This is a genomic window from Humibacillus xanthopallidus (assembly GCF_044793955.1).
Taxonomy (GTDB): Bacteria; Actinomycetota; Actinomycetes; order Actinomycetales; family Dermatophilaceae; genus Humibacillus; species Humibacillus xanthopallidus_C.
On record NZ_CP084995.1, the window covers coordinates 736,646 to 762,646 of the forward strand.

Below are 26,001 nucleotides of genomic sequence, written 5' to 3' on the forward strand. Positions count from 1 at the left end.
TCACTGCTCCTGGGTGGAGTCGAAGGGGAGGATGGGAAGGGCTTGGCCGCGCTCCCCCAGGTGCGCGTCGAGCGCGTCGCCGAGGGAGCGCAGCTGCCGGGTGAAGGTGGTGGCGGCCTCGCCGTCCCAGTCGGCGAGCAGCCCCTGGAACCACTGGGCGCGCGAGGACTGGATGCGCCGCAGCACGGAGCGGCCCTCGTCGGTGAGCGAGGCGACCTGCGCCCGCCCGTCGGTCGGGTCGGTCTCCTTGGCCACGAGGCCGTGGGTCACGAGGGCGCTCACCTGCCGGCTCACCGTCGACACGTCGCTGTGCAGGTTGGTCGCGATGTCGGAGACGCGCACCGGTCCGGCACCCGCGATGACGAAGAGCACGGGGTATGCCGCCACGTCGACGCCCTCGTGCACGCGCGGGGACGTGTGGCGGGCTGCCAGGAGCAGCTTCTGCACGCGCAGCAGGGACAGGAAGACGTCGTTCGCCTCCTGGTGGCTGACGGCCATGGGCCCACCTTCCCGAGAATGATTGCTTGCAGCAAGCAAGTATCAGTCGCGTCCCGGAGGTCGTCAAGCCCGGCTATGTCGGTATGGGGTGGTCTGGGGTGGTCTGTCGCGTGGTCGGTCGCGTGGTCACTCGGTCGCACCCCGGTCCGCTTTGTGCTTGTCTGGGCGCTGAGCGCTGCACTCCGGGGGGAGATGGGATGATGGCGGCGCACCGCAGGGCAGTCCTGGCCCCGCGGCAGCAGGTGCAGCGCCACAGAGGAGTCTTATGTCGAGCGAGAACCCGTCAGCACAGTCCGTCGATGCGACGATCCATGACGTGTTCCGGCAGCTGTCCGCCCTCATCTACGCGGGCGCCGACTCGGGATCGATCCACCAGGCCGTCGTCGACGCCGCCAAGCGGCTCGTCGACGGGTGCGACCGCGCGTCGCTGCTCGTGCGCACCCGTGACCGTTACGCCACGGCTGCCAGCACCGACGACATCGCCCGCCGCATCGACCAGATCGAGCTCGAGCTGGGCGAGGGCCCGTGCGTCGACGCCATCCTCGACGAGGCCTACCAGCACGACCCCGACCTGACCGACGCCCGCACGCCGTGGCCGCGCTTCACCGCGCGCATCGTCGCCGAGACGCCGGTGCGCTCGGCGATCGGCTACCGGCTCCTCCTCGACGGCGACAAGGTCGGCGCGCTCAACCTCTTCTCCGACACCCCCAACGGGCTGACGGCGAAATCCGCCGACGTCGGGGCGGTCATCGCGTCGTTCGCCTCGGTGGCGCTCATGGCGATCCGGGCCCGCGAGGAGGCGGCGACCCTGCGCGAGGGCCTCCAGAGCAACCGCGAGATCGGCAAGGCCGTCGGTCTGCTCATGTCGGCGCACCACATCAACGGCCAGGAGGCCTTCGACCTGCTGCGGCGCACGTCGCAGGAGCTCAACATGAAGCTCGCCCACGTCGCCGCACAGGTGGTCGAGGGCCAGGAGAGCCAGTTCGGCGCGACGCGCTCGTCCTGACCCTCCCGGCCGCAGGCCTCGCGGTCGGTTGTGGCTCGCTCTCAGGCGGAGCGGATGCCCTCGGCGTCGAGCGTCGTGCGCAGGGTGTCGAGGGTGCGGCGCAGCAGGCGGCTGACCTGCATCGCTGACAGGCCCATCGACTGGGCGATCTCGGCCTGCGTGAGGTCGTTGGTGAAGCGCAGCTCGACGATGCGCTGGTCACGGGCAGGCAGCCGCTCGAGAGCCGTGCGCACGACGATGCCCTCGTCTAGCGCCGGGTCGGAGCTGCCACGGGCGTTGCTGTCGAAGAGGTCGAGCACCGGCCGGCTGCCGTCGGCCGTGGTCGCGTCAAGCGAGGCGGGACGCAGGTTGCTCGCGGCGACCTGCGCCTCGCGCACCGACTCGGTGGTGAGCTCGAGCTCCTCGGCGAGCTCGTCGACGGCCGGGTCGTGCCCGAGCTGCTGCTCGAGCCGGGAGCGGGCGTCGGTGACGAGCTGGCGGCGCTCCTGCAGCTCGCGCGGCGGACGGACGAGCCACCCGTGGTCGCGGAAGTGGCGGCGCAGCTCGCCGGTGATGGTCGGCGTCGCGTAGGCGCCGAACTCCGTCGGCTTGCTGAGGTCGAAGCGCTGGATCGCCTTGAGCAGGGCCAGGAAGGCGACCTGCTCGAGGTCCTCCCGGTCGAGGCCCTTGCCCGAGTAGCGGTGGGCGAGGGAGCGGGCGAGCGGCAGGTGGAGCATGGTCACGCGCTCCAGTGCCCGGGTGCGGTCGGCCTTGCTCTCCGCGGTGCGTAGCTCTGAGATGAGATTACGAGTCTGCGCATCCTTGCGCGGACCCGACAGGATGTCGGTCATGGGTCCTCCGGGTGATCCCCCGATACGGCGCTGGCTTGACCGACACCTTGACGCTAGGCCGCTCAGCCCTGAATAGCAAGGCGGTTGGGGTTCCCATTGGGGCTCGAAATGGTGTATGCGACAGCGGGGCCCGTGGCCCCGCGGACCAGCCCTCTCGGCAGCCTCCCGGGGCGCCTCAGGAGGTGACGACGAGCGCGTCGAGGACCCGGCGCGCGATCTCCTCGTCACCGGTCACGGTGTAGTGGATCTCGTCGGTCGAGCGCCGTCCCGCAGCCCGCCGCGTGAGGGCGTCGGTCGTCAGGTGGATCGACGTGACGTCGAGCTGCTCCTCGCCGTCGGGCCGGTGGTGGCCGCTGAAAAGCGCTTCTCCGTAAGGGCGCTCGTCCTCACCGGTGATGACACGTGCACCCTCGCGGGCGACCACGGGGCCGGTGACGTCGACGACGACGGCGTGGCCTGCGCCGATGCCGGCCACCCGCGAGATGATGCGTGGCAGGGCGCGCAGGGCCGCCTCGGTGAAGACGGCGGCGGCGGGGGTGTCGAGGTTGCCGGGCCGGTCGAGCGCGTTGCGGATGTCCTGCTCGTGGCACCACGTGTCCATGACGCGCATGCGCAGAAGATGTCCGAAAGTCGTTTCGGGCCCGAGCGCGCCGCCGACGACCGTGTCGAGGTCGGCGGGTGACTCGCGCAGCGACGCGATGCGCTCCGGGTGGAAGTCGGCGAGCTCGGCGACGACCGCACGGCCGGTGCGTCCGCGCCGGGCCTCCACCTCTCGCTCGATGTCTCGACCCGCGTCGTGGCGCAGGTGCGGGTAGTCGGGCACGTCGACGTGATCGGCACGGATGCCGGCAAAGGACTTCTCGACGCCGACGACGTGCGAGATCTGGTCCTTCACCGACCATCCCGGGCAGTGGGTGGGCCGGTCGAAGTCCTCGTCGCGGCAGCCGAAGCCAAGGTCGATGACGGACTGGACGGTCTGGTCGAGCGCGTCGATCAGACCGGTGCGGTCGTCCGGGGCGGCCGGATGCATGGGCATGGCGCCACACTACTTACCCTTGAGCCATGTCGTCCGTGCCGCGAGCCTTCTCCTCCGCGGAGCGCCGCACCTCCCTGACGATCGGGGTCACGGTCGGTGTCGTGGCCGTCGGGCTGGTCTCGAGCCTCCTGGCGGCACGGTTCTCGGGTGCTGTGGCCGCCCCGCCCCCGGGCATCACCGACGCCGGCCCCGTCGTGCGCGCGGCGCTGCCGCTCGTCCGGGTCGTCAGCGACGTCGCGGCGGCGCTCACGCTCGGTGTGCTCCTGCTCGCCGCCACGATGGTCCCGGGTGCGACGCGCGCCGCGAGTGCGGCCCCGGGGGAGCCGCGCCGTGCGCTCGCCCTCAAGGTGGCGACGGGCGCGGCCTTCGTCTGGGCCCTCGCCGCCGCCGTGGGGGTCGTGCTGACCTTCGCCGACGCAGCCGGTATGCCGCTCAGCGAGCCCACCTTCGGCGCCCAGCTCCTGGCGTCGGCCTGGTCGATCGACACGCTCCGCGTCATGGTCCTGTCGGCCATGGCGGCCTTCGTCGTCGCCACCGGGGCCGCGCTCGCCACGACCCGCGCCGCCACTGTGGCGCTCACCGTGGTCGCCCTCTTCGGGGTGCTCGTGCTCGCGCCCGCCGGCCACGCGGGAGGCTCGTCCGACCACGAGACGGCCGTCAACGCCCTCGGCGCCCACCTCGTCGGCGTCTCACTGTGGCTCGGCGGTCTGCTCGGGCTCGTCGTGCTCCGCCGGTCGCTCGGGGACTCGCTTCGGGTCGTCGCGCGGCGCTACTCGAGCCTGGCCCTGTGGTGCTTCGTCATCGTCGGCATCTCGGGCGTCATGTCGGCGTCGACGCGACTGTCGGGCTGGCAGGACCTCACGACCGACTACGGGCTGCTGGTCCTCGTCAAGGTGGTGGCCCTCGTGGCCCTCGGCGCCGCCGGCTGGTGGCACCGGCGGGCGATGCTGGAGCGCATCGACGCAGGGGGCCGGCGGGCCTTCGCCCGGCTGGCGGTCGGCGAGACCCTCGTCATGGGGGCTGCCGTGGGCATCGCGACCGCCCTCGCGCGCACGGCGCCTCCGGTGCCCGAGACGGAGAGCGACCCGTCGGCGGCCCTGGCGCTCACCGGCTTCCCCGCCCCGCCCGCACCGACGGCGATGTCGTGGCTGACGGCCTGGCGGGTCGAGTGGCTCTTCCTCGCGGTCGGCCTGCTCGCCATCGGGCTCTACGTCGCGGGCGTCGTCCGCCTGCGCCGCCGGGGCGACGCGTGGCCGGTGCTGCGCACGGTGACCTGGGTCATCGGCTGGCTGCTCTTCCTCTACGCCACCAACGGCGTGCTCGGCATCTACGGGCGCGTCGCCTTCTCGTGGCACATGACGCTTCACATGTTCGAGGCGATGGTCGTGCCGATCTTCCTGGTGCTCGGCGCCCCGGTCACGCTCGCGCTCCGCACGCTGCGCCCCCGGCACGACGGCACGCTCGGACCGCGGGAGATGGTGCTCGGGATTGTCCACTCCCGCTTCATGGCGGTCCTCGGCAACCCCGTCTTCGCGGCGGCGTTCTTCTTCATGAGCCTCGTCGTCTTCTACTGGACGGGTCTGTTCGAGCTCGCGCTGACGACGCACACCGGCCACCTGCTCATGACGGCGCACTTCATGGTCACCGGCTACCTCTTCGCCTGGGTGCTCGTCGGTGTCGACCCGGGACCGAAGCGGTGGAGCCCCGCGCTGCGCCTCATCGTGCTGTTCGCGACCATCGCCTTCCACGCCTTCTTCGGTGTCGCCATGATCACCGGCACGACCGTGCTGGGCGGTGACTTCTTCGAGACGATCGACATCCCCTGGGTGCCTGACCGCCTCGCCGACCAGCGTTTCGGCGGCGGGGTGGCCTGGGCGATCGGCGAGCTGCCGGCGCTCCTGCTGGCCCTCATCGTGGCGATGCAGTGGTTCCGCAGCGACCGGGCCGAGTCGGTGCGAGCCGACCGCAAGGCCGACCGTGACGGAGATGCCGAGCTCACGGCATACAACGACCGGCTGGCGCAGCTCGCCGACCGCGACGACCGCACCAAGGCCTGACCACCCGGCGCCCCGCCGGCCCCCTCCCCACATCGAGTGGGCACTTTCCCACCGAGGAGCCGCGTCGGGAACTGGGCACTCGACCCAGCCCCGAGTCGAGTGGGCACTTTCCACCCATCCCGAGTGCCCAGCCGGCCCCCTCCCCACATCGAGTGGGCACTTTCCTACCGAGGAGCCGCGTCGGGAACTGGGCACTCGACCCAGTTCCGAGTCGAGTGGGCACTTTCCACCGGGACGGACCGACCTACTACGGCCGGTAGTATGGGTTCGGAGGTCCCGACATGACGCGAAGGCTGCCGACACCGCAGTGCCCGATCCGGCTGGGCGAGCCGTGCACCCTGTGCTTCCCCGGGGCAACCGGTCCGCAGGACTGCGGCCTCGTCTACCTCGTCGAGAGCGACGACGAGATGCGTGAGCAGCTCGCCGAGAAGCGTCGCGAGGTCCTCGCGAGCCGGAAGGCGCTGCACCCGACCGGCTGAGTCGTGTGACAGTGGTGCCATGAAGGTGGCCCTGATCCAGCTCGCCTACGGCGACGACGAGTCCGTCCCCGAGCGCACCCGCCGCGCAGCCGACCTCGTGCGAGCCCAGGCCGGGCACGACCTCGTCGTGCTGCCCGAGCTCTGGGCACCGGGCGGCTTCGACTATCGGCACTGGGACGAGCGGGCCGAGCCCGTCGACGGGCCGGTCGCCCGGGCGCTCGCCGAGGCCGCCCGCGACGCGGGCGTGACCCTGCACGGCGGCTCTATCATCGAGCGCGCTGACCCCCTCGAGCCCGGCGACAAGGGGCTGTGGAACACCAGCCTCGTCTTCTCGCCCACGGGCGACCTCGTCGCGACCTACCGCAAGATCCACCGCTTCGGCTTCGGCGAGGGCGAGCCGCTGCTCATCGACGCGGGTGACGACCTCGTCGTCCTCGACGTGCCCGTCGCGGGCGGGGACAGCGTGCCGGTGGGCCTGTCGACGTGCTACGACCTGCGCTTCCCCGAGCTCTATCGCCGACTCGTCGACGCCGGCGCCCAGGTGCTCGTCATCCCGGCCGCGTGGCCGATGCGCCGCGTCGAGCACTGGACGCTGCTCGGCCGCGCCCGCGCGATCGAGGAGCAGTGCGTCGTGCTCCAGTGCAACACCGCCGGCACCCACTCCGGCCACGAGATGGGCGGCCACTCGCAGGTCGTCGACGCGACCGGGAAGGTTCTGGCCGCCGCCGGCGCTGACGAGCAGGTGCTGAGCATCGAGATCGACACCAGCGCGGTCGCCGCGTGGCGTGAGTCCTTCCCCGTCCTCACCGACCGGCGGCTCGGATGAGCCCGACCGGCTCCGACACCCTGCGCTCCCGGGTGCGGGTGCGCGCCCCCGAGCTCGTCGGCCGCGGCTGGCTCAACACCGGAGGCCGGTCTCTCGACCTGGCTGACCTGCGGGGTCGCGTGACTGTCCTCGACTTCTGGACCTTCTGCTGCGTCAACTGCCTCCACGTCCTCGACGAGCTGCGCCCTCTCGAGGCGCGCTTCCCCGACGCCCTGACGATCATCGGCGTGCACTCGCCGAAGTTCGAGCACGAGGCCGACCCCGTCGCGCTGGCCGCAGCCGTCGAGCGGTATGCCGTCCACCACCCCGTCCTCGACGACCCGGAGCTCACGACGTGGCGGGCCTACACGGCTCGCGCCTGGCCGACCCTCGTCGTCATCGACCCCGAGGGCTACGTCGTGGCCTCGATGTCCGGCGAGGGTCACGGCCCCGGCCTGGCGGCGCTCGTCGCCGAGCTCATCGAGGAGCACGCCGCCAAGGGCACGCTCCAGCCGGGCGACGACCCCTACGTGCCACCGCCTGCCCCTGACACCGCGCTGCGCTTCCCCGGCAAGGCCGCTGCCCTTCCCGACGGCTCTGTCATCGTCTCCGACACCGCCGACCACCAGGTCGTGCACCTCGAGGCCGACCTCGAGACCGAGCGCGCGCGATGGGGTGGCCGGGGCGCACTGGCCGAGCCGCAGGGCGTGCTGCTCGCAACCCCTGACCTGGCGGCGTCGCTCGGCGTCGACCTCATCGTCGCCGACTCGGCCAACCACCAGCTCAAGGGAATCCGCTTCTCCGACGGGTCGATCCACGTCCTCGCCGGAACGGGCGAGCAGCTGCGCGAGCGCACCGGCGGCGACCCTGCGCTGGAGCAGGCGCTGTCGACGCCGTGGGACCTCGCGTGGTTCGAGGGCCGGGTCGTCATCGCCATGGCCGGCACGCACCAGCTCTGGGCGTGGACACCGGGAGAGACCGCTGCGGCAGGCACCCTCGAGGTGCTGGGCGGCACGACGAACGAGGGCCTGCGCGACGGCCCGGTGCTGGACGCGTGGTTCGCCCAGCCTTCGGGCCTCGCCACCTCCGCTGACGGCGCGAGGCTCTGGGTGGCCGACTCCGAGACCTCTGCCCTGCGGTCGCTGCACCGGGACGAGGTCGGCACCCTCGTCGTCGAGTCGCACGTCGGCACCGGACTCTTCGACTTCGGGCACCGCGACGGCGATGCCGGTGAGGCGCTGCTCCAGCACCCGCTCGGGGTCACCGTGCTCCCGGACGGCTCGGTCGCGGTGAGCGACACCTACAACGGCGCGATCCGCCGCTACGACCCGACGACCGGCCAGGTGACGACCCTCGCGCAGGGACTGGCCGAGCCCAGCGACGCCGTCGTCGAGACCGACGCCGACACGGGGGAGACCCGGCTCGTCGTCGTCGAGTCGGCAGCGCACCGCCTCGTCCGTGTCGCCCTGCCCGACGACGCCCAGCGGGTCGACGGCCCCGCTCGTCGCACCCAGCGACCGGCGACGCCACTGCCCACCGGCACCGTCGAGCTCGAGGTCACCTTCGTGCCGCCCCGGGGCCAGAAGCTCGACGACCGGTGGGGCGACCCGACGATGCTCGACGTCTCGGCCAGCCCACCCGAGCTCCTCGTCGGCGGTGGCGGCAGGGCGCGGGGCCTGCGCCGGTCGCTCACGGTGGCACCCGGCATACCGGAGGGCACCCTGCACGTGTCGGTGCAGGCGGCGGCGTGCGACGGAGACCCCGACACGGGCGAGGTGCCCGAGCACGCTGCCTGCCACCTCTTCCAACAGGACTGGGGCATCCCCGTCACCATCGACGAGTCGGCAGATGCCACGATGGTGCTCGATCTCAGGGGAGTCTGAGGGCCTCGCGGCCCGCGGCTGACAGTCAGGTGGCGCTCGTGGCACAACAGTCCGGCGGAGTCGTGCGACCCGTGATCTCACTGGTCTGCGGGGTGCTGGCAGTCGTGCTCCTGCCGCTGTCGCTCGTGGCGGTCTGGGCCTCGATCATGCTGACGCGCACGACGGTCTTCGTCGACGAGCTCACCCCCGTCGTGCGCGAGCCCCAGGTGCAGGAGGCGCTCGCCGACGGCGTCGTGACCGGGGTGCTCGGTGCGGTCACCCTGCAGCCCGCGGTGGAGCAGGTGCTCGAGGGACCGCTGCGGCAGGTGGCCACCACCGTCGTCGCCGATCCGCGCGTCGCCACCGCGTGGGCGGGCGCGCTGCGCAGCACCCATCGGCAGTTCGTCGGCGTGCTCGAGGGCCGGGCCGACACGGGGCTCGACAGCCGGGGTCGGGTGACGATGCTCATCCCGCTCGAGATCCCCGAGCTCGAGCAGGTGCTGTCGCAGGTCGGCGTCACCGACCCGGCAGCCCTGCGCCCCACCCTCGAGATCCCCCTCGTCGCCGCCTCCGACCTCGCCACCGCCAAGCGGGTGTATGCCGTCGCGGACGCCTGGGGTGTCTGGGCGCCCGTGCTCGTGGCGGCCCTCGCGCTCCTGGCGGCCGCGCTCGCCCATCGTCGACGAGCCACGATCGGGTGGATCGCGTTCGGCTGGTTGCTGGGCGGGGTGGGCCTGGCGTCGGCCCTCATGCTCGGGCGCGCCCCTGCGATCGACCTCGTGCGCGAGCCGGTCGTGCGCACGCTGGCCGACGCGGCCTACGGGCTGTCGGCGACGTGGCTCTACGCGGCCTCGGCTGTGGCAGTCGGCGTGTCCGTCGTGCTGCTCGTGGGGGTGGCGGTCTCGGGCCGATCACGGCGCCGCTGACAGGCGAGCGCCTCTGTGGGGTATGAGGTCTCGGAGCACGCACAATGGCGTGCCACGAGTCAAGGAGACGTCATGGGCATCGGACTTGGGATCTTCCTGCTCGTCGTCGGTGCGATCTTCTACTTCACACCGCTCGACAGCAACCTGCTGAGCACCAACCTCAACACGGTGGGCATCATCCTCATGCTCGGTGGGGCGCTCGCCATCGTGCTGGCCCTCATCATGAACGCGCAGCGCAACCGCACGCAGCACACGGTCGTCGCGGAGCGCCGTGGCGCCCCCGACGTCGTCGAGCGTCGGGTCGACGGTGACGAGGTCGTCGAGCGCCGCGTCGAGCGTCGCGACGGCCCGCTCTGACGGTTGGTTGGCCTGACGGTCTGAAGACCTGACGGTCCTCTGCAGCACACCGGGCCGCCCTGCGCGCCCCACCGAGTCGCCAACACACCGAGCAGCTGTCAGACCCGCGCGGCACACCGCGAGGAGCTGGCAGCTGCTCGGTGTGTTTCCGGGTCGGGGCCCAGCTGCGCGTGACGGGCTGAGTCGGCTGAGTCGGCGAACTCATCCCGCCGCCGCCCCGGGGGTGCTTGGCTGGACGCGTGAGCCAGTCTCCCGTGCGATCAGCGTCCGACATCGCCGCGGCCACGCCCGCCGACCGGGACCGGTGGGTCGACACGCTCCGGGTGGGCTCGCTCCTCGTCGTGATGCTCGGCCACTGGCTGATGGTCGTGCTCACCGAGGACCTGCAGATCACGAACGCGCTCGTGATCGTGCCCGCCCTGCAGCCGTTGACCTGGGTCCTGCAGGTCATGCCGCTCTTCTTCCTCGTCGGTGGTGTCGCCCACGCCCACACGTTGGGCTCGCTCGACCGGCGCCGGCCGCCCGGACCGGGGCGGTATGCCGTGTTCTTCCACCGCCGCGCCGTGCGCCTGCTGCGCCCCACCCTCGCGTTCCTCGTCGTGTGGGTCGCCCTGGGGGTCGCGGCCCACCTGTCCGGGCTGACCGCGCTCACCGACGAGGTCGGCCGGCTCGCCCGAGACGCGCTCGTCATGGTGCCGCAGCTGCTGTGGTTCGTCGGCATCTATCTCGGGGCCTGTGCCTTCGCCCCCCTGATGCGTGACCTGCACCGGCGGTGGGGCCTGCGCGTCGTCGTCGCGCTCGTCGCGATGGCGGTCGTCGTCGACGTCATCCGTTTCAACGGTGGGCCGGAGCTCCTCGGCAACCTCAACTTCGCCCTCGTGTGGCTGGCGCTGCACCAGCTTGGATTCGCTTGGCACGATGGTCTGCTCACCACCCGACGCGGGTGGGCGATGGCGGCAGCCGGCTACGGCGCGATGCTCGTCGCGGTGACGGTCGGGCCCTACCCGACCTCGATGGTGGGCCTGCCGGGCGAGCAGGTCTCCAACATGGCACCTCCGACGGCTGCGCTGTTGGCACAGGGCATCGGCATCTGCGGCCTCGCCGTCGTGCTCCGACCCGTCATGCGGCGGGTCCTGTCGCGCTCGCGCGTGTGGGCCACGGTCGTCGTCGCGTCGCCGTTCGCCATGACAGCCTTCCTCTGGCATCTCACGGCCCTCATGGCCGTGCTCGTCACGGCCCGCGCGGTCGGCGTCGTTCAACCCACCGTCGCCTCGGCAGCGTGGTGGCTGACCCGCCCGATGCTCTTCGCCGTGCTCGCCCTCGTGACCGCGGCGCTCGTAGCGGTCTTCGTCCGCTTCGACCGGGGTGGACAGGCCCCGGAGGTGACGCCGCCCGACACGCGGCGTTGGGTCGATCCCGTCACGGCGCTCTCCGCCCTCGTGCTGTTCTTCGGCATCCTCATCGTGTCGATCGTGGGGGTCGACGTGCTCGGCAACCGACCGGTCTTCTTCCTCGTCGGCGACGTCACGCCGGCGGTGGGATTCGCTGTCCTCGGGGCCGGACTGGTCCTGCTCCAGGCGCCGCTGGTCGTCAGGCGACCCAGCCGCGCTTGACGGCGAGGACGCCGGCCTCGAAACGGCTCTCGGCGTGCAGTGCCGACAGTGCCGCGGAGACGAGCCGTCGCACGGTCCGCACCGAGACGTTGAGCCTCCGGGCGATCGCCTCGTCCTTCTGACCCTGGGCGAGCAGGGCCACGACCTGGTGCACCCGGGCGTCCGAGAACTCCCCGTCGGACGCCCCGACGGTGTCGGGGACCAGCGGGATCGCGGCCTGCCAGATGGCGTCGAAGAGGGCGGTCGTCGGGGCGACGAGGTCAGGTCCGTGAACGACGAGCGCCCCGGACGACCCGGCACGCGGCAGGATCGCCACGTCCCCGTCGACGATCACGATGCGGTGCGGCGGCGCCGGGTGCGACCTGGCCTGGACCCCGAGGGCGACCTGCCCTGCGAGGTGGTCACGCCAGTGCGGAGCCTCCAGGGACGCGTCGGTGACGACGACACGCAGGGGGATGCCGCGGGCGAGCAGCTCATCGTCGAGCCGGGCCGATGGTTCGATCGCCGCTGGTGGCAGGGCGTGGCCGGGCAGCATGAAGGACACCCGCTCGCGAGCGGCCTGCGTGAGCTGGAAGAGGCGCGACGTGACGACGCGCGGGTCGTCGATCTGCTCGACGAGCCCTTGGGCGTCCGTCTGCGTGCGGCTGGTGACGAACGACTCCACCAGGGTGCTGAGGTCGTCACGCGCCTCGCTCACTTGGCGCTGACGCTCGGCGAGACGCGCTTCCTCGCGGCCGATGAGCACCTCGATGGCCTGCTCGGGCGGGATGGCCTGGAACGGACGCGAGCCCGCGCTCACCTCGACGAGCATGAGGTCGGCGAGCAGGTCGAGCTCGGCCTTGACCTGTGGCACCGAGATGCCGACGAGGCGGGCGATGTCGGCGGTGTCGGCCGTGGGCCGTTCAAGCATCGACTTGTAGACCGACTCGGTCACCGCCTGGATCCCGAAGACCTGGAGCATGCGCACCCCTTCGCAGCTGCATCGCGTCTGTTCGGCACGACTCTAGTCAGATCGGCAGGGCGGGACGGGCACCTGTGACATGTCGCTCGGCCCCGTGCGGTCCCGACGGCATGGCAGGAAGCGGTCACGTCCTGTTCGCGCCCGCCAAAGCGGTGGCGGCGGGCGGGCCCGCGCTCCAGAGTTCCCAGCAGCGGGCACAGGGGCCCGCCCGAGCACACCAGGAGAATCGTGTATCCCTCTCGCACTCCCCTTCGGTCCGCCCGCTCCTCCCGCCCCGTCGTGCTGGCCTGGTCGTGGCCCGACCTCGTCCTCTGGTGGCCCCTCGCCGTGCGTCGGGTCAGCGTGCGCACCCCGCTCGGGTGACTCCTGTCGCCCTGGTGCTGCGTGTCGGCCGGGCGGGTGAGCTCTCCTGGAGCCACCTGGCCGGCCGTCTCCGCGTCGAGGTCGAGGCGTGCGACGGCATCGACCACGCCTTCGTCGCGCCCTCGGGGGAGCTGTCGGGCGGGGTGGTCGAGCTGCAGGCAGTCCTCTACGTCCTGGACGTCGACGGCGCCCACGCCGTCGACGTGGTCATCGAGATGTCGCGCCCGCTGGTCGACGCCGGCGCCACGATCGCCGCGGTGGTCCCGGCAGCTTGGGGACATGGCTCCACCTGGCCACCTCCGGACCTTTTCGGGGTGAGCTGACCAGCCATACGTTCGGCCTGCGTCGCCGGGTCGGGACGCACCCATCCATCACCAGCCTCAACGAAGAGGCTTGAATGACAAGGGGATTCACATGTTGGGAGTCAAGCGACTCGGTATGATGGCGGGTGGTGCGGCCGCAGCGACGGCGCTTCTCGTCGGCTCGGCCGGATCCGCACAGGCCGCAACCGCCGAGAACTACTGGAACGTGGCCTACGGGCAGCTCTACGTCTCGGCGTGGGAGTGCAACACCTACGTGACGTCGTGCAGCTGGTACACCAAGGTCCAGCTGCGCAACAACGGTGGACGCATCATGGACCGCATCACGAACACCACCAAGATCTATGCCAACGGCATCTCGGCCAGCGTCACGATCTCCAAGGACCAGGTCTCGGCGACGCTCACCGGCAACCAGACCAGCATCGGCAAGGTGACGTGGACGAAGTACGTCTCCAACCTCGTCGAGCTGAGCGGCAAGGCCACCCCGTCCTGGACCACCATCGGGATCACGACCGAGGCCTGTCTCACCGGCAACGGGCCGGGCTCGTACGGCGACGTCAGCGCCAAGTGCGCCAAGATCGGTCTTTGGTGATCCTGAGCCGATCCCGTGCAGCCCTTCGGGCGCTGTCGCTGATCGCGGTGCTTGCCGTCTCCTCCGCCTGCACCGTGCAGGTCGGCGGGGGCGGCAAGCCCTCGGCGCTTCGAGACCATGTCGGGATCAACGGGCTGTTGGCAGACCCTGCAGCCATGAAGCACCGGCCGTCGGCAGAGGTCACCCTGGACCGAATCGGTGCGGCGCGGCTCACCGGGGTGGCCCTGCAGCGGGTTCCCTCCGCCGCGCTCATGGAGGGGTTGATCAAGCAGCAGGACGGTCCGGTTCGCCGTGACCTCGAGATCCGCTGGGCCACCTCCACCGGCGACACCGCCCGGGTCGCCCAGGCCATCGAGGCGCTCGGCGCGCAGTGCGGCGGATCCACCCCGTCCGACGACTGTGACAGCGCCCTGCGCTCCGTCTGGTCCTTCGTGACGGTGTCAGCCAGCCCGGCCCGGGCTCAGCTGGCCCGCACGTTCCCCGACCTTCGCCCTCCGGCGTGCCCGGCCAAGGCCGCGACCATCGGCGACCAGTTCATCAGCGTGCTCTGCGGGCGCCCGGTCCGAGACCAGGACGCCTTCGATGCCGCGGTCGCGCGGGAGACGGAGGGCGACGGCCGTTTCGCGGACAGTCGATCGCTCTGGGCCGCGGCGGCTGTCGCACGCGCCGGGGGACTCGAGTCCGACGAGCTCCGCTCGGCCGCGGAGAGTGCCGTGGGGCAGTCCCACGTCGAGGGTGTGTTCTTCGACGAGACACCTGCGCAGGGCACCTTGCTGACCTCGTGGGCCCTGCTGCACCTCGCTGATGCCGATCGTGCCGGCGTCGACCTCGAGGCGCTCGCCCAGGCCATCCGCCGCGAGCCGACCGACGGTGCCGCAGATCGCGTGATGCTGGCACGCGCCGGACTCGCCCTGCTCGGCTCGACGCCGACCCCCGCTGCCGGCGGCGCGCTCGCTCTGCGCGATCCCGACGGGCCCTACAACCCCTTCATCGCCCTGGCGGCGCGCGACGCCGGAGACCTGCGGCTCGTGTCGATCGGCTTCTCGATGACCGAGGCCCGCAAGACGCCCGAACGGCTGGCGTCGTGGCTCGTCACGAAGCGCATCATCGAGGGCCGCCCGATCAGCATCTCCGATGCGGACGCAGCCCTCCTCCGGCGGCTGGGCCCCACGCAGGCCACGCCCGGTTCGGCGGGCACCCCGGTGCCTGGGCTGCTGCGCGACACCGCGCTCGCCGCCGCCGGCAGGCCGAGCGAGCCCGTGTCCGTCTCACTAGGCTGCGGAGGCGCCGACTGGCTCGTCACCGTCGACGACGAGTGCGACATCCGCTCGTCCCTGCTCGTCGCGCTGCGCGACGACTTCACGACATCCCAAGGAGCCGCATGACCTCCCCTGCCGTGACCCTGCGCGGTGTCAGTGCCGCGCACGGTGCCACCCGGGACAGTCCGCTCGATCTCGACATCGCGCCCGGCGCGCGAGTGTGGATCAGCGGACCCTCCGGGGTGGGCAAGACGTCGCTGCTCTACGTCATCGGAGCGATGACGCTCGCGAAGCGCGGCACCGTGACCGTCGGAGGGGTCGCGGTGTCGAGCAGCCGGGTGGCCGACGAGGTGCGACGCGACCACGTCGGCTTCGTGCTCCAGGACGCCCAGCTCGTCGAGCACTGGTCGGTCGAGCGCAACCTCGCCACGATGGCCGGCCACGACAACGCACCAGAGGCCCTGCAGCGCCTGCACGCGTGGGGGGTGCCCGTCGAGGGCCGGCATCCTCGGTCGCTCTCGGGCGGGGAACGCCAGCGCATCGTCACCGCCGGAGCCCTGGCCAAGGGGGCCGCCGTCATCGTCACCGACGAGCCGACCTCGAGTCTCGACGAGACCGCTCGCGATGCCGTGATCGAGGCCTTCCACGACGCCGCCGAGGCGGGTGCGGCGGTCGTCGTCTCGAGCCACGACTCAGCCTGGAGCGCGTGGGCCAACCAGCACGTCCGCCTCGGGAGGACCGATGGCTGACCGCACCTTCGGCAATGCCTGGGCCAACGTCATCGGACGCCGGGTCGCCTCGGTGACGACGCTGCTCGTCGTCGCGAGTCTCGTGGCCGCGGTCACGGCCCTGCTCGTGCCCCTGCGCGACGTGCGAGACAACCAGCGCGCGGCCTACGACCGTCCGGAGTGGCAGTCGGTCTTCCTCGTCGAGGGGATCGCCGGCGCCGATGAGCCCATGACGACCGCTGACGTCGCTGCGCTGCGACGGACGCCCGGGGTGACCGGGGTCTGGCCCTTCGGCACGGTGGACGCCGATGCCGGGGGAGCGCTCGTGCAGCTCCGCTCCTGGGTCGCCGCCCTCAACGTCCCGATCGTGGTCGGCAGGGCTCCAGAGCCGGGGGCCTGCGAGGCCGCCGTGACGCGCAGCGTGACTGAGGCGACCGTGGGTGCGCCTCTCGACGTCTCGCTGGCCGCGGGCGGCAGCACGGTCGGCCTGGCGGTGCGTCCCGTCGTCGTGGGGGTCGTCGACCAGGGCTACCCGCTGGTGTCGGGACCGTCCGCCCTCACGACGTGCCCGATGCCGTCCACCCAGGCGCCGGAGCAGCTCGTCGTGGCCACGGACACCGGGCGCCTCCCCGATCAGTACGTGGGGGAGTCGCTCGACGTGGTGGCGGCCCGCTCGATGGAGGCCAGCGCGAGCACCGGGGTGATCGGCCTGCTGGCGCTCGTCCTCGCGGTCCTCTCCCTGGTCGTGCTCGGCTCGGTGGCACGGTGGAGCGTGCGGTCGCGTCTCGGGGAGTTCACGACGCTGCGCGTCTGGGGCCGCTCCCGCTCCGACATCGTGCGGATGGTCGGTGTCGAGCAGGGTCTGCTGGCGCTCGCTGCCGCGCCGGTGGGGCTCGCGCTCGGGACGGTGCTGGCCTGGGTGCTCGTCCGCGCCGGTGGGGAGTCGAGCCTCGTCGACCCCGCGGCCGGCATCGCGGTCGCCCTGCCGTCCGCCTCGACAGCCGCCCTGGCCGTGGGAGGCTTCGCGGTCGGTCTCGTGGTGCTCACCCTGGCGCCGGTCATGCGCGCGCTGGCCCCCGACGTGGCGCGCCTGCTGCGCCGCCGGGGTGAGTGAAGCACCGGTCACCCCCGGAAAGACACCGGGCGGCCGTCACCTCGAGCAGGAAAGCCTGCTGGAGCTGACGACCGCCCGATGTGCCGGTCAGGCGGCGGACCCGGTGAGGGCCCGCCGCCGGGAGACTCAGAAAGCCGACTCGGGCACGTCCATGAGGTCGTTGTCGGTCGCCTCGGCGATGGCACGCTCGGCGGCGAGCTTGGGCAGCACGTTCTTGGCGTAGAACGAGGCCGCCGCCACCTTGCCGCGGTAGAAGTCGGCGTCCTTGCCCGATGCACCGCCCTCGAGGGCGCGCTGGGCGACCTCGGCCTGACGCAGCAGCAGCCACCCGACGACGAGGTCGCCGGCGCCGAGGAGCAGGCGGGTGGTGTTCTGGCCGACCTTGTAGAGGTTGGTGAGGTCGCCGCCCACGCGCGGGTCGCTCTTCATGAGGTCGCCGATCATGTGGCCGAGGATGCCCTGCACGTCCTCCAGCGCCTTGCCGAGCAGCTCGCGCTCGGTGTCGAGGGAGCCGCCGAGGTCCTTGGCGAACTCCTGCATCTGCCCCGCGATGTGCTGCAGGGCCTGGCCCTTGTCGCGCACGATCTTGCGGAAGAAGAAGTCGAGGCCCTGGATCGCGGTCGTGCCTTCGTAGAGGGTGTCGATCTTGGCGTCGCGGACGTACTGCTCGATCGGGTAGTCCTGGAGGAAGCCGGACCCTCCGAAGGTCTGCAGCGACTCGGTGCCGAGCAGCGTCCAGGCGCGCTCCGAGCCGAGGCCCTTGACGAGCGGCAGCAGCAGGTCGCTGACCCGGTGGGCGAGCTCGGCGTCGGAGCCCGGCTCGAGCGGGGTGGCCGGGTCGTCCCCCTGCGCCTGGCTGACGGTGTCCTGCTGGCACGCGGTGTAGATGACGAGCGCACGCAACCCCTCGGCATACGCCTTCTGGAGCATGAGCGATCGGCGGACGTCGGGGTGGTGCGTGATGGTGACGCGCGGCGCCGTCTTGTCGGTCATCTGCGTGAGGTCGGCGCCCTGCACGCGCTCCTTGGCGTAGGCGAGCGCGTTGAGGTAGCCCGTCGAGAGGGTCGCAATGGCCTTGGTGCCGACGAACATGCGGGCGTTCTCGATGACCTTGAACATCTGGGCGATGCCGTCGTGCACGTCGCCGAGGAGGGTGCCGACCGCGGGCTCGTGCTCGCCGAAGGTGACCTCGCAGGTCGTGCTGACCTTGAGACCCATCTTGTGCTCGACATTGGTCACCCAGGCGCCGTTGCGCTCGCCGAGGGCACCGGTCTCGGGGTCGACGTGGAACTTCGGCACGATGAAGAGGCTGAGGCCCTTGGTGCCGGGCCCTGCGCCCTCAGGTCGTGCCAGCACGAAGTGCACGACGTTGTCGACCATGTCGGACTCGGCGGAGGTGATGAAGCGCTTGACGCCGGTGATGTGCCACGTGCCGTCGGGCTGCTGGACGGCCTTGGTGCGGCCGGCGCCGACGTCGGAGCCGGCGTCGGGCTCGGTGAGGACCATCGTCGTGTGCCAGGCGTTGTCGACGATGTGCTTGGCGAGCTTCTTCTGCTCGTCGTTGCCCATGTGCCACAGCAGGCTGGCGAAGGAGTAGCTCGCGGTGAACATGTGCACGGCGGGGTTGGCGCCGCACACCATCTCGGCCACCGACCAGCGCAGCGAGGCCGGCACGACCATGCCGCCGAGCTCGGCCGGGACGTCGAGGTTGCCCCACTCGCCGTCGACGTAGGCGCGGAAGGACTTCTTGAACGAGTCGGGCATCGTCACCGACTTGGTGACCGGGTCGTAGACGGGCGGGTTGCGGTCGGAGTCGAGCAGGCTCTCGGCCAGCTCGTTCTCGGCGAGGCGCGCGACCTCGTGGAGGATGTCGCGGGCCGCGTCGGCGTCGACGTCCTCGTAGATGCCCGTGCCGAGCACGTCCTGGCGTCCGAAGACCTCGAACAGGTTGAACTCGAGGTCACGCACATTGCTCTTGTAGTGGCCCATGAGGTCCTCCACCGTTCTGTCGATCGGGTGACCCGCGTCGTCGCGGGCGCAGCCAAGTTACCGGCCGGTACTCCCCATGATGCTACCGACGGGTAACGAACGCAAGAGCATCACCGAGACGCGGTATGCCGCGTGGCCGGGAACGACGAAGGGCCCGGTCGTCATGACCGGGCCCTTCGCACGTGGAGCAGGCGGCACGAATTGCACGTACGTCTTCCTTCTGGAAGAAGGCTGTTCTGCTACTGAACTACGCCTGCGTGTTCGTCAGGAACCATAGCGGACCGTCCCCTGACCATTCCAGTCGGCGCTAGCCCGGCGACTGCTCGGACCCTCGGGTGGACGACCGCTCGGCCTCGACCGCGCGGTAGATGTTGCCGTGGATGTGGTCGGCTCCGAGCCGCTCGATGACGCCGTCGCGATCGAGCGTCGCCCGCACCGACGGCTTGAGGCGTGCGAGTCGCAGGCTGACCCCGGACTCGTGGGCGACGTCGACGATGTCACCCAGCTTGTCGACACCTTGCGAGTCGATGAAGTTGATGCCACCGCAGTCGAGCACGACCCCGGTGATCTCCTTTCGCTCTTGGATGACCTCGCGGAGCCGATCGTCGAACGCGTCGGCGGTGGCGAAGAAGAGGCCACCGTCGAGACGGATCACGGCGACCTCGGGGTAGACGGTGTCCTCCGGGTGCTCGTCCACCTCGCGGAAGACCTGCGTGCCTGCCTCGAGGCCGAGCGACGGCATCTTGGGGCGAGTGGCCACCGACACGAGCCAGATGAGCGAGAGGATGATCCCGATGACGACGCCGGCCAGGACCCCGAAGACGAGGGCCCCGACGAGGGCCGCGATCGCGATCCAGAAGTCGAAGCGCTGGACCCGCCTGAGCCGCTTCATCTCCGTCACGTTCATCATGCCCATGACGACGGCCTCGATGATGAGCGCGGCGAGCACCGGCTTGGGCAGGTTGGAGAAGAGCGGTGCGAGGAAGATCAGCGTGAGGATCACGGTGACGCCCGAGGTCAGCGACGCGACGCCGGTCTTGGCGCCCGAGTGGTCGTTGAGCGAGCTCGCCGACAGGCTCGTCGAGACCGGCATCCCCTGGAAGACCCCGGAGGCGGTGTTGGCCAGACCCTGCGCCGTCGACTCCTGGTTGATGTCGACGCGGTAGCGGTGCTTGGCCGCGAACGCCCTGGCGTCCCCGGCCGTCTGGGAGAAGCCGATGAGCAGCAGCGCGACCGCGGCGAGCGAGGTCGTGCCGATGTTGTCGAGCATGAGCTGGAGGTCGGGGACCTGCAGCGACGGCAGTCCGCTCGGGATGTCGCCGACGAGTGCCACCCCCTTCTCGCCGAGGTCGAGGAACCGAGCGGCCAGCAGGCCGCCGACGACGAGCACCAGGGCGCCCGGCACCCGCGGCGCGACCGCTCTCAGCCCGAAGACGACCGCGAGCGCGACGACGCCGACGACCACCGTGGCGGTCTGCCCCTCGCCCAGGGTGCCGATCCACGACCGCAGCTCCTGGATGGGGTTGGAGCCCGTCACCTCGGTGCCGGTGAGCTTGGGCAGCTCGCCGATGACGACATCGATGGCTGCCCCGAAGAGGAAGCCGGTGACGACGGCGCGGGAGAGGAACCGCGCGATCCAGCCCATCTTGAACAGCGCCAGCAGCAGGTAGAGCAGGCCTGACACCAGGGTGATGCCGGCGACGAAGGTGGCGATGTCCTGCTCGGCGAGCAGGCCGGCGGCGAGGACGGCGCTCGCAGCCACCGCCGCCAGGCCCGAGCTGGGGCCGACGGAGATCTGCCGGCAGCTGCCGAAGATGGCATAGACGATCGCCCCGGCCGCGGCCGCATAGAGCCCGTTCTGCAGCGGGATGCCCGCGATGCCGGCGTAGCCGAGGTTCTTGGGCACGATGAGGGCGGCGACGGCGATGCCCGCGATGAGGTCGCCCCTCAGCCAGGCGCGGTCGTACGAGCGCAGCTGACCGATGAGCGGGACGATGCTCGGGCTCCACCGTGGCTTCGCAGTCATGACCTATGCCTACTCGCACCGAGCGAGCCGTGTGCCCCGATCGCGCAGATCTGTCGCATGTTCGGGCGATGAGGTCGACCGCCGTCAGGACGGGTGGAGGGCGTCCGCCACCGCGAGGGCCCTCTCGGCCAGGCGTCGGCCGCTCGGCAGTGCCAGCTCGTCGAAGCTGACCCGGGTGCGGCGTTCGACGAGGTCCTCCACGGTGAGCGCGCCCTCGTGCAGCACCCCGAAGAGCATCTCCGCGCCGATGGTTGGGCACGAGTCGTTCACGGGCACAGCCAGATCCGGATGCATCGAGGCGAGCCATGACACGTCCACCGCTTCCGTGCCGTAGCGCCGCACGAGCCGAGGAGGTGCGGGCACCCGCGCCAGGGCCTCGCGGGCTGCCGCCCCGACGAGGGGGAGCGTGCTCGTGCGGCACTCGGTCGCGATGCCGGCCCGGCGGCATACGGCATCGATAGCGTCCTGCGCCATCTGTCGGTAGGTCGTCAGCTTGCCGCCCGCGATGGTCACGGGACGGCCGGGCTCGTCGATGAGCAGGTGGCGCCGGGACACGTCGGCGGACTCGCCGACGGCGGGCCCCCGCACGAGCGGGCGGAGGCCCGCGAAGCGACCCACGACGTCGCCGGCGCCCAAGGGGCGCTCGAGGACGCGGTTGATCGTGTCGAGCAGGAAGCGGACGTCCTCGTCGGGCACGGCCGGCGCGACCGGGTCGACGTCGGCCGTCGGCACGTCGGTGAGGCCGAGCAGGACGAGCCCGTCGGGCTGGGGGATGGCGAAGACGGAGCGGCCGAACGCTCCGACGACCGGGGCATAGACGACGGCGCGCGGGCCGCCCAGAGACGAGGCCCGAACGACGAGGTGCGACCCGCGGCTCGGGTGGATCGTGAGCCCCGGCTCGTGCTCGCCGGCCCAGACCCCGGTCGCGTTGACGACGTGGCCGTGTGCCTCGAGGGTCGCCCCGGTCAGCTCGTCGCGCAGCAGCACCGAGCGGTCACCGAGCTCGAGCGCGCTGCACCGGGTGACGATATCGGCCCCGAGACCGGCCGCCGTGCGGGCCACTGCGGTGACGAGCCGGGCGTCGTCCTCGAGCTGGCCGTCCCAGTGGAGCAGCGCTCCGCGGAGGTCGTCGCGGCGCAGGTCGGGCACGAGGGCGAGCGCCTCGGCGGCACTGATGCGCGACGGCCGGGGCAGGAGACGGCGTGGGGTGCCCGCGAGCGTGCGCAGGGTGTCGGCCACACGCATACCGGCCTCGGCTGCGGCGCCCATCGCGGCGGGAGTCGCGTCGCCCAGCGGGAAGAGGTTGGCGGCGGGGCGGGTGAGGTGGGGCGCGATGGCCGTCATGAGGTGGTGGCGCTCGCGCGCCGACTCCCACGCAATCGCGACGTCGCCCTTCACGAGGTAGCGCAGCCCGCCGTGCACGAGCTTGGAGCTCCAGCGACTCGTGCCCGCCGCGAGGTCGACGCGCTCGATGAGGGCGGCACGCAGGCCGCGCGAGGCGGCGTCGAGCACGACTCCGGCCCCCGTGATGCCGCCACCGACGACGATGACGTCGTAGGGAGTGCTCGCCAGGCGGTCGAGCGCGGCGGCCCGCGTGGCTGCGTTGATGGAGGTGGTCACCTCGCCCCCTGACCGGCGTGCGCGACGCCGGAGTGGTCGCGGAGCACGAATCAACGGTACCCACGCGGCGCGATGTGCGACGGTGTTGCGCATGCGAACTGGGTGGCGGTGCGGCTGTCGGAGGTCGTGTCATGCGTCGTGCCATGGATGAGCTGACGCGCTCGATCCGGCGCTCGGTCTGGCACGGCTGGGGTGACCCGGCCGAGGCGCACCCCCTGAGCGCCGCGGGGTGGTCGATGCTCGGGTCGCTCGGCATCGCGCGCGGCCCGAAGTCGCCCCCGGTCGCGCTCGAGGAGGTCGTGCTTCCCCCGATCGCCCTCGGCGACGCCGAGCTGGACGCGCTGCGGCAGGTCGTCGGGGACGGCTTCGTGCACACCGATCGCCGGTGGCGGGTCGAGCACGCAGGGGGCAAGAGCTACCCCGACCTGTGGCGGCTGCGGCGTGGCGACGGGTCGCAGGCGCCCGATGCCGTCGTCGAGCCGGCTGACGCGGGCGAGGTGCAGCGGCTCCTCGAGGTGTGCGGTGCCCTCCGCATCGCGGTCGTGCCCTTCGGCGGTGGCACGAGCGTCGTGGGCGGCGTGGGTGCCGCCGGTGGCGGTGGGGTGGCGTTTGCAGGGGTGGTCGCCGTCGACCTGCGTCGTCTGGACCAGCTGCTCCACGTCGACCAGGAGTCGCGTCTCGCGACCTTCCAGCCGGGGCTGCGGGGCCCCGACATCGAGCGCGCGCTCGAGCCGCACGGCCTGACGCTCGGGCACTACCCGCAGAGCCACCAGGAGGCGACGCTCGGGGGCTACGTCGCCACGCGATCGGCCGGGCAGGCGTCGACGGGCTACGGCCGCATCGACGACATCGTGCTCGGGATGCGGGTCGCGACACCCCGGGGTGAGCTCTTGCTCGGAGGGCGCAGTCCCGCGTCGGCGGCCGGCCCGCGACTGCTCGACCTCGTGGTCGGCAGCGAGGGCACGCTCGGCATCATCACCGAGGCCACGCTCCGGGTCGCTCCCCGACCGACCGCCAAGAGGTATGCCGCGTGGCTGTTTCCGTCGTTCCACGCCGGCTCCGAGGCGCTGAGAGGTCTCGCCCAGGACGTCGGTCCGGGGCTGCTGCCCGACGTCTGCCGGCTCTCGGACGAGGAGGAGACCCGCGTCAACCTGGCGCTGGCAGGCCGCTCCGGTGCCGCCCTGCTCCGCTATGGGCGGGCGCGCGCGCTGCCTGCGCCGGTGCTCGTCATCCTCGTCTGGGAGGGCACGGACGCGGGCGCCCTCAAGCATCGGCAGTCGGTGAGTGAGCGGGTGCTCCGCCGGGGGAGCGGGCGGCGGCTGCCTAGCCGAGTTGCACGGGCGTGGGAGAAGGGGCGCTTCTCGGGGCCATACCTTCGCGATGAGCTGATGGGCCGGCGCATCCTCGTCGACACCCTCGAGACCGCGACGACGTGGGACCGCCTCGGCACCCTCCACGCTGAGGTCGGGTCGGCGATCCGGTCGTCGCTCGAGGTCGGCGGCAGGGGTGTCGTCGTCATGTGCCACGTCTCCCACGTCTATGCGACGGGCGCCTCGCTCTACTTCACCTTCGTCGCCGCTGAGTCGGCCGACCCGATGGCCCAGTGGCGCGCGGTGAAGTCGGCGGCCACCGAGGCGATCGTCGCCGGTGGTGGCACGATCACCCACCACCACGGCGTGGGCGTCGACCACGCGCCGTGGCTCAGCGCCGAGATCGGTGACTTGGGGGTGGATGTCCTGCGGGCCATCAAGGCCGAGCTCGACCCAGCCGGAATCCTCAACCCCGGCAAGCTCCTTCCGCCGGCGGAGGGCTCTTCCGGGGGTGCTGCTGACGGCGTCGTCGAGGCGGTGACACCCGGCCCCGACCCGGGGCTGACCTGCACCCCTGACCTCTCGTGATGCCACCGAGATGGAAGCGCAGAGGGCGCGCGGGCCAGGGTGAGCACCCGGTGCCCGGCCTCATATCACTCGCGAAGAGTGAGCCGGTGCGGCATACAGGGCCCTGACACTGGCAGGACAGTGGCAGCGGCTAGGGAGCGGGCGGTTGGGGCACGGGCCACGAAACCTGAGCTGGCCCTCGACGACGGTGGTGACCGATGTCCCGCCGCAGCCGTGTCCCGATCGAGGAGGAGTCCGATGGTGCAAGGGCGATCATGGGTGTCCTCGGTCGGCCTGCGCCATCGGGGGCGCGGAGTCCGGCTGGCAACGACTGTCCTGGCTGCGGCTCTGCTGCTGGGGGCGTGCAGCTCCGAGACGAGCGGTGACGCGACGCTTCGGGCGGCGGAGGCCAAGGTGGTCTCGGCCCGGTCTGCACTCGACGATGCCCAGGCCGAGGCAGAGACGAAGCGCGCGGAGTTCTGCTCTGCAAGCACCAGCTACATCACGGCGCTCGATCGCTACGGCGACATCCTCAACGAGACCGCTCCGACCGTCGGAGACGTCAAGACCGCCGGCCGCGACCTTGCCCAGCCCGGCCAGGACGCCGTGGCCTCCGGACAGGCCGCAGCCGACGCGACGAGGGCCGTGACGACGGCGGAGCAGGAGCTCGCTGCTGCGGAGGCCGAGCTGGCAGCCGTCCGGGCGGCCGCAACGGGGACTGCGCCTCCTTCACCGTCCACCTCGTCCACGACACCGGGCACGACGTCCACGTCGACCGCTCCTGCCGTGCCGAACGAGACCATCGTCCGAGTCCAGCAGGCGGAGAGCGAGTTCGAGACGGCGCAGGGCAGCATCTCGGACGACACCGCCCTCCGGGTGGCCTCGCAACAGTTCAACGCGGCGGCCGTCGCGCTCGAGATGGCGTGGTTGGGGCTCTACGCCGAGGCTGGCTGCCTGACCGACCCCCAGCAGCAGAAGGCCGTGAAGGCGGTGCAGGACTACACCAAGGCGTTGCAGCAGGACCTGCTCGATGCGGGCTACTACTCAGGCAAGGTCGACGGGGTCTACGGCCCGACGACCGTGGCCGCCGTGGAGGCGCTGCAGAAGGCTCACGGCCTCCCGGTCACCGGCGCCATGGACAAGGCGACCCAGGCAGGGCTGCGCACCGACCTGGCGGCCAAGGGCGGCGTGGCCGCCGGGGCCGAGGTGGCCTCGACCGCTGCAGTGCAGCAGACGCTCAAGCTCGCGGGTTACTGGGACGGGCCGGTGGACGGTCAGTGGACCCCGGCCCTCACCGACGCGCTCAAGCAGGCGCAGACCGAGCTGGGCGTGCCCGCCTCCGGAACGGTCGACGCGGCGACCATCGCAGCCGTCGAGAAGGCCATCGAGGAGGCGGCGGAGACCCCGACGGTCACGCTGACGGTGACGACGACAATCGCGCCGAGTCCGCAGTCCTCACCCTCGTCGACTCCGCCTGCATCAGGGGAGTCCTCGACCAACTAGGTCACCGCGGCCACAGCGGAGATGCGAGAGCGAGCGACGGGAATCGAACCCGCGTATCCAGCTTGGGAAGCTGGCGCTCTACCATTGAGCTACGCTCGCACGGGCCGCCGGGAAGCCCCCGAAAGGGGGCCGCGAGGCGGCACGCGGCGCCAGTGTAGCCGACGCCCGACCGATGGACAG

23 protein-coding genes and 2 tRNA genes are annotated in these 26,001 nt (G+C 71.7%); 16 read left to right on the forward strand and 9 right to left on the reverse strand.

All coding sequences use genetic code 11. From position 1 onward, the window contains the following. The gene (locus LG278_RS03375; protein ID WP_404390941.1) at nucleotides 1–498 is read right to left on the reverse strand and encodes a MarR family winged helix-turn-helix transcriptional regulator; all 498 of its coding nucleotides are present in this window, start codon (nucleotides 496–498) and stop codon (nucleotides 1–3) included. Between the two features lie 265 nt (nucleotides 499–763). Between LG278_RS03375 and LG278_RS03380 the strand changes: the two genes are divergently transcribed. Next, complete coding sequence (locus LG278_RS03380) at nucleotides 764–1,504, forward strand: ANTAR domain-containing protein (protein ID WP_404390943.1); 741 nt, start codon at nucleotides 764–766, stop codon at nucleotides 1,502–1,504. 41 nt (nucleotides 1,505–1,545) lie between these two features. Here the strand turns inward: LG278_RS03380 and LG278_RS03385 are convergent, their stop codons facing one another. Both LG278_RS03385 and LG278_RS03390 read right to left on the reverse strand, forming a co-directional pair. Further along, nucleotides 1,546–2,334 carry a sigma-70 family RNA polymerase sigma factor gene (locus LG278_RS03385; protein WP_404390945.1) on the reverse strand — a complete coding sequence of 263 codons (789 nt, stop codon included), beginning with the start codon at nucleotides 2,332–2,334 and terminating at the stop codon, nucleotides 1,546–1,548. Between the two features lie 175 nt (nucleotides 2,335–2,509). Further along, the gene (locus tag LG278_RS03390) at nucleotides 2,510–3,370 is read right to left on the reverse strand and encodes a maleylpyruvate isomerase family mycothiol-dependent enzyme (RefSeq protein WP_404390947.1); all 861 of its coding nucleotides are present in this window, start codon (nucleotides 3,368–3,370) and stop codon (nucleotides 2,510–2,512) included. Between the two features lie 26 nt (nucleotides 3,371–3,396). Here LG278_RS03390 and LG278_RS03395 point away from each other — a divergent pair, with 26 nt between their 5' ends. The 7 genes from LG278_RS03395 to LG278_RS03425 all read left to right on the forward strand — a co-directional run bounded on the left by LG278_RS03395 (nucleotide 3,397) and on the right by LG278_RS03425 (nucleotide 11,469). Then, entirely contained in the window at nucleotides 3,397–5,427 is a 2,031-nt protein-coding gene (locus LG278_RS03395; protein ID WP_404390949.1) for a cytochrome c oxidase assembly protein, read from the forward strand. A gap of 281 nt (nucleotides 5,428–5,708) precedes the next feature. Beyond that, nucleotides 5,709–5,906: a DUF6767 domain-containing protein gene (locus tag LG278_RS03400; RefSeq protein WP_404390951.1), complete on the forward strand. Its 198-nt coding sequence runs from the start codon at nucleotides 5,709–5,711 to the stop codon at nucleotides 5,904–5,906. A gap of 19 nt (nucleotides 5,907–5,925) precedes the next feature. Then, a complete protein-coding gene (locus LG278_RS03405; RefSeq protein ID WP_404390953.1) occupies nucleotides 5,926–6,732 on the forward strand; it encodes a carbon-nitrogen family hydrolase in 807 nt (268 codons plus the stop codon). Continuing rightward, on the forward strand, nucleotides 6,729–8,594 hold the full coding sequence (locus LG278_RS03410; protein WP_404390955.1) for an NHL domain-containing thioredoxin family protein: 1,866 nt from the start codon (nucleotides 6,729–6,731) through the stop codon (nucleotides 8,592–8,594). The genes LG278_RS03405 and LG278_RS03410 overlap by 4 nt, the downstream gene beginning before the upstream one ends. Nucleotides 8,595–8,632: 38 nt before the next feature. Continuing rightward, the gene (locus tag LG278_RS03415) at nucleotides 8,633–9,499 is read left to right on the forward strand and encodes a hypothetical protein (RefSeq protein WP_404390957.1); all 867 of its coding nucleotides are present in this window, start codon (nucleotides 8,633–8,635) and stop codon (nucleotides 9,497–9,499) included. A 72-nt stretch (nucleotides 9,500–9,571) separates the two neighbouring features. Beyond that, nucleotides 9,572–9,856 carry a DUF6458 family protein gene (locus tag LG278_RS03420; RefSeq protein ID WP_404390959.1) on the forward strand — a complete coding sequence of 95 codons (285 nt, stop codon included), beginning with the start codon at nucleotides 9,572–9,574 and terminating at the stop codon, nucleotides 9,854–9,856. Nucleotides 9,857–10,095: 239 nt separating this feature from the next. Further along, complete coding sequence (locus LG278_RS03425) at nucleotides 10,096–11,469, forward strand: acyltransferase (RefSeq protein WP_404390961.1); 1,374 nt, start codon at nucleotides 10,096–10,098, stop codon at nucleotides 11,467–11,469. On the opposite strand, the gene LG278_RS03430 is transcribed toward LG278_RS03425, so the two are convergent. Next, nucleotides 11,447–12,430 (reverse strand): helix-turn-helix domain-containing protein, encoded by a 984-nt coding sequence (locus LG278_RS03430; protein ID WP_404390963.1) that lies wholly within the window; start codon nucleotides 12,428–12,430, stop codon nucleotides 11,447–11,449. The two genes, LG278_RS03425 and LG278_RS03430, sit on opposite strands and share 23 nt — an antisense overlap. A gap of 228 nt (nucleotides 12,431–12,658) precedes the next feature. Here LG278_RS03430 and LG278_RS03435 point away from each other — a divergent pair, with 228 nt between their 5' ends. The 6 genes from LG278_RS03435 (at nucleotide 12,659) to LG278_RS03460 (ending at nucleotide 16,806) form a co-directional block, all read left to right on the forward strand. Next, on the forward strand, nucleotides 12,659–12,793 hold the full coding sequence (locus tag LG278_RS03435) for a hypothetical protein (RefSeq protein WP_404390964.1): 135 nt from the start codon (nucleotides 12,659–12,661) through the stop codon (nucleotides 12,791–12,793). Further along, on the forward strand, nucleotides 12,790–13,116 hold the full coding sequence (locus LG278_RS03440) for a hypothetical protein (protein ID WP_404390966.1): 327 nt from the start codon (nucleotides 12,790–12,792) through the stop codon (nucleotides 13,114–13,116). The genes LG278_RS03435 and LG278_RS03440 overlap by 4 nt, the downstream gene beginning before the upstream one ends. Nucleotides 13,117–13,234: 118 nt before the next feature. After that, a complete protein-coding gene (locus LG278_RS03445; RefSeq protein WP_404390968.1) occupies nucleotides 13,235–13,705 on the forward strand; it encodes a hypothetical protein in 471 nt (156 codons plus the stop codon). Between the two features lie 155 nt (nucleotides 13,706–13,860). Further along, on the forward strand, nucleotides 13,861–15,090 hold the full coding sequence (locus LG278_RS03450; protein ID WP_404390970.1) for a hypothetical protein: 1,230 nt from the start codon (nucleotides 13,861–13,863) through the stop codon (nucleotides 15,088–15,090). Then, complete coding sequence (locus tag LG278_RS03455) at nucleotides 15,087–15,713, forward strand: ATP-binding cassette domain-containing protein (RefSeq protein ID WP_404390972.1); 627 nt, start codon at nucleotides 15,087–15,089, stop codon at nucleotides 15,711–15,713. Before LG278_RS03450 ends, LG278_RS03455 begins: the two co-directional genes overlap by 4 nt. Further along, on the forward strand, nucleotides 15,706–16,806 hold the full coding sequence (locus tag LG278_RS03460) for an FtsX-like permease family protein (protein ID WP_404390974.1): 1,101 nt from the start codon (nucleotides 15,706–15,708) through the stop codon (nucleotides 16,804–16,806). Before LG278_RS03455 ends, LG278_RS03460 begins: the two co-directional genes overlap by 8 nt. A gap of 126 nt (nucleotides 16,807–16,932) precedes the next feature. Here the strand turns inward: LG278_RS03460 and LG278_RS03465 are convergent, their stop codons facing one another. The 4 genes from LG278_RS03465 to LG278_RS03480 all read right to left on the reverse strand — a co-directional run bounded on the left by LG278_RS03465 (nucleotide 16,933) and on the right by LG278_RS03480 (nucleotide 22,441). After that, nucleotides 16,933–18,795 (reverse strand): acyl-CoA dehydrogenase, encoded by a 1,863-nt coding sequence (locus tag LG278_RS03465; protein ID WP_404390976.1) that lies wholly within the window; start codon nucleotides 18,793–18,795, stop codon nucleotides 16,933–16,935. Nucleotides 18,796–18,978: 183 nt separating this feature from the next. Then, nucleotides 18,979–19,052 (reverse strand) — tRNA-Gly (locus LG278_RS03470). A gap of 50 nt (nucleotides 19,053–19,102) precedes the next feature. Beyond that, nucleotides 19,103–20,821: a SulP family inorganic anion transporter gene (locus LG278_RS03475; RefSeq protein WP_404390978.1), complete on the reverse strand. Its 1,719-nt coding sequence runs from the start codon at nucleotides 20,819–20,821 to the stop codon at nucleotides 19,103–19,105. A gap of 84 nt (nucleotides 20,822–20,905) precedes the next feature. After that, the gene (locus LG278_RS03480) at nucleotides 20,906–22,441 is read right to left on the reverse strand and encodes an FAD-dependent oxidoreductase (protein WP_404390980.1); all 1,536 of its coding nucleotides are present in this window, start codon (nucleotides 22,439–22,441) and stop codon (nucleotides 20,906–20,908) included. A 143-nt stretch (nucleotides 22,442–22,584) separates the two neighbouring features. On the opposite strand from LG278_RS03480, the gene LG278_RS03485 reads away from it, so the two are divergent. Both LG278_RS03485 and LG278_RS03490 read left to right on the forward strand, forming a co-directional pair. Then, nucleotides 22,585–24,339: an FAD-binding oxidoreductase gene (locus LG278_RS03485; protein WP_404390982.1), complete on the forward strand. Its 1,755-nt coding sequence runs from the start codon at nucleotides 22,585–22,587 to the stop codon at nucleotides 24,337–24,339. A 237-nt stretch (nucleotides 24,340–24,576) separates the two neighbouring features. Beyond that, on the forward strand, nucleotides 24,577–25,821 hold the full coding sequence (locus LG278_RS03490; protein ID WP_404390984.1) for a peptidoglycan-binding protein: 1,245 nt from the start codon (nucleotides 24,577–24,579) through the stop codon (nucleotides 25,819–25,821). Nucleotides 25,822–25,849: 28 nt separating this feature from the next. On the opposite strand, the gene LG278_RS03495 is transcribed toward LG278_RS03490, so the two are convergent. Next, a tRNA-Gly gene (locus tag LG278_RS03495) sits at nucleotides 25,850–25,920 on the reverse strand. Nucleotides 25,921–26,001: the final 81 nt, after the last annotated feature.

Coding starts and splice junctions, on each gene's coding strand:
- LG278_RS03485 (WP_404390982.1), top strand. CDS start 22,585: ATGGATGAGCTGACGCGCTCGATCCGGCGCTCGGTCTGGCACGGCTGG.
- LG278_RS03475 (WP_404390978.1), bottom strand. CDS start 20,821: ATGACTGCGAAGCCACGGTGGAGCCCGAGCATCGTCCCGCTCATCGGT.
- LG278_RS03410 (WP_404390955.1), top strand. CDS start 6,729: ATGAGCCCGACCGGCTCCGACACCCTGCGCTCCCGGGTGCGGGTGCGC.
- LG278_RS03445 (WP_404390968.1), top strand. CDS start 13,235: ATGGCGGGTGGTGCGGCCGCAGCGACGGCGCTTCTCGTCGGCTCGGCC.
- LG278_RS03420 (WP_404390959.1), top strand. CDS start 9,572: ATGGGCATCGGACTTGGGATCTTCCTGCTCGTCGTCGGTGCGATCTTC.
- LG278_RS03385 (WP_404390945.1), bottom strand. CDS start 2,334: ATGACCGACATCCTGTCGGGTCCGCGCAAGGATGCGCAGACTCGTAAT.
- LG278_RS03400 (WP_404390951.1), top strand. CDS start 5,709: ATGACGCGAAGGCTGCCGACACCGCAGTGCCCGATCCGGCTGGGCGAG.
- LG278_RS03390 (WP_404390947.1), bottom strand. CDS start 3,370: ATGCCCATGCATCCGGCCGCCCCGGACGACCGCACCGGTCTGATCGAC.
- LG278_RS03455 (WP_404390972.1), top strand. CDS start 15,087: ATGACCTCCCCTGCCGTGACCCTGCGCGGTGTCAGTGCCGCGCACGGT.
- LG278_RS03405 (WP_404390953.1), top strand. CDS start 5,926: ATGAAGGTGGCCCTGATCCAGCTCGCCTACGGCGACGACGAGTCCGTC.
- LG278_RS03380 (WP_404390943.1), top strand. CDS start 764: ATGTCGAGCGAGAACCCGTCAGCACAGTCCGTCGATGCGACGATCCAT.
- LG278_RS03375 (WP_404390941.1), bottom strand. CDS start 498: ATGGCCGTCAGCCACCAGGAGGCGAACGACGTCTTCCTGTCCCTGCTG.
- LG278_RS03460 (WP_404390974.1), top strand. CDS start 15,706: ATGGCTGACCGCACCTTCGGCAATGCCTGGGCCAACGTCATCGGACGC.
- LG278_RS03490 (WP_404390984.1), top strand. CDS start 24,577: ATGGTGCAAGGGCGATCATGGGTGTCCTCGGTCGGCCTGCGCCATCGG.
- LG278_RS03465 (WP_404390976.1), bottom strand. CDS start 18,795: ATGGGCCACTACAAGAGCAATGTGCGTGACCTCGAGTTCAACCTGTTC.
- LG278_RS03450 (WP_404390970.1), top strand. CDS start 13,861: ATGAAGCACCGGCCGTCGGCAGAGGTCACCCTGGACCGAATCGGTGCG.
- LG278_RS03430 (WP_404390963.1), bottom strand. CDS start 12,430: ATGCTCCAGGTCTTCGGGATCCAGGCGGTGACCGAGTCGGTCTACAAG.
- LG278_RS03395 (WP_404390949.1), top strand. CDS start 3,397: ATGTCGTCCGTGCCGCGAGCCTTCTCCTCCGCGGAGCGCCGCACCTCC.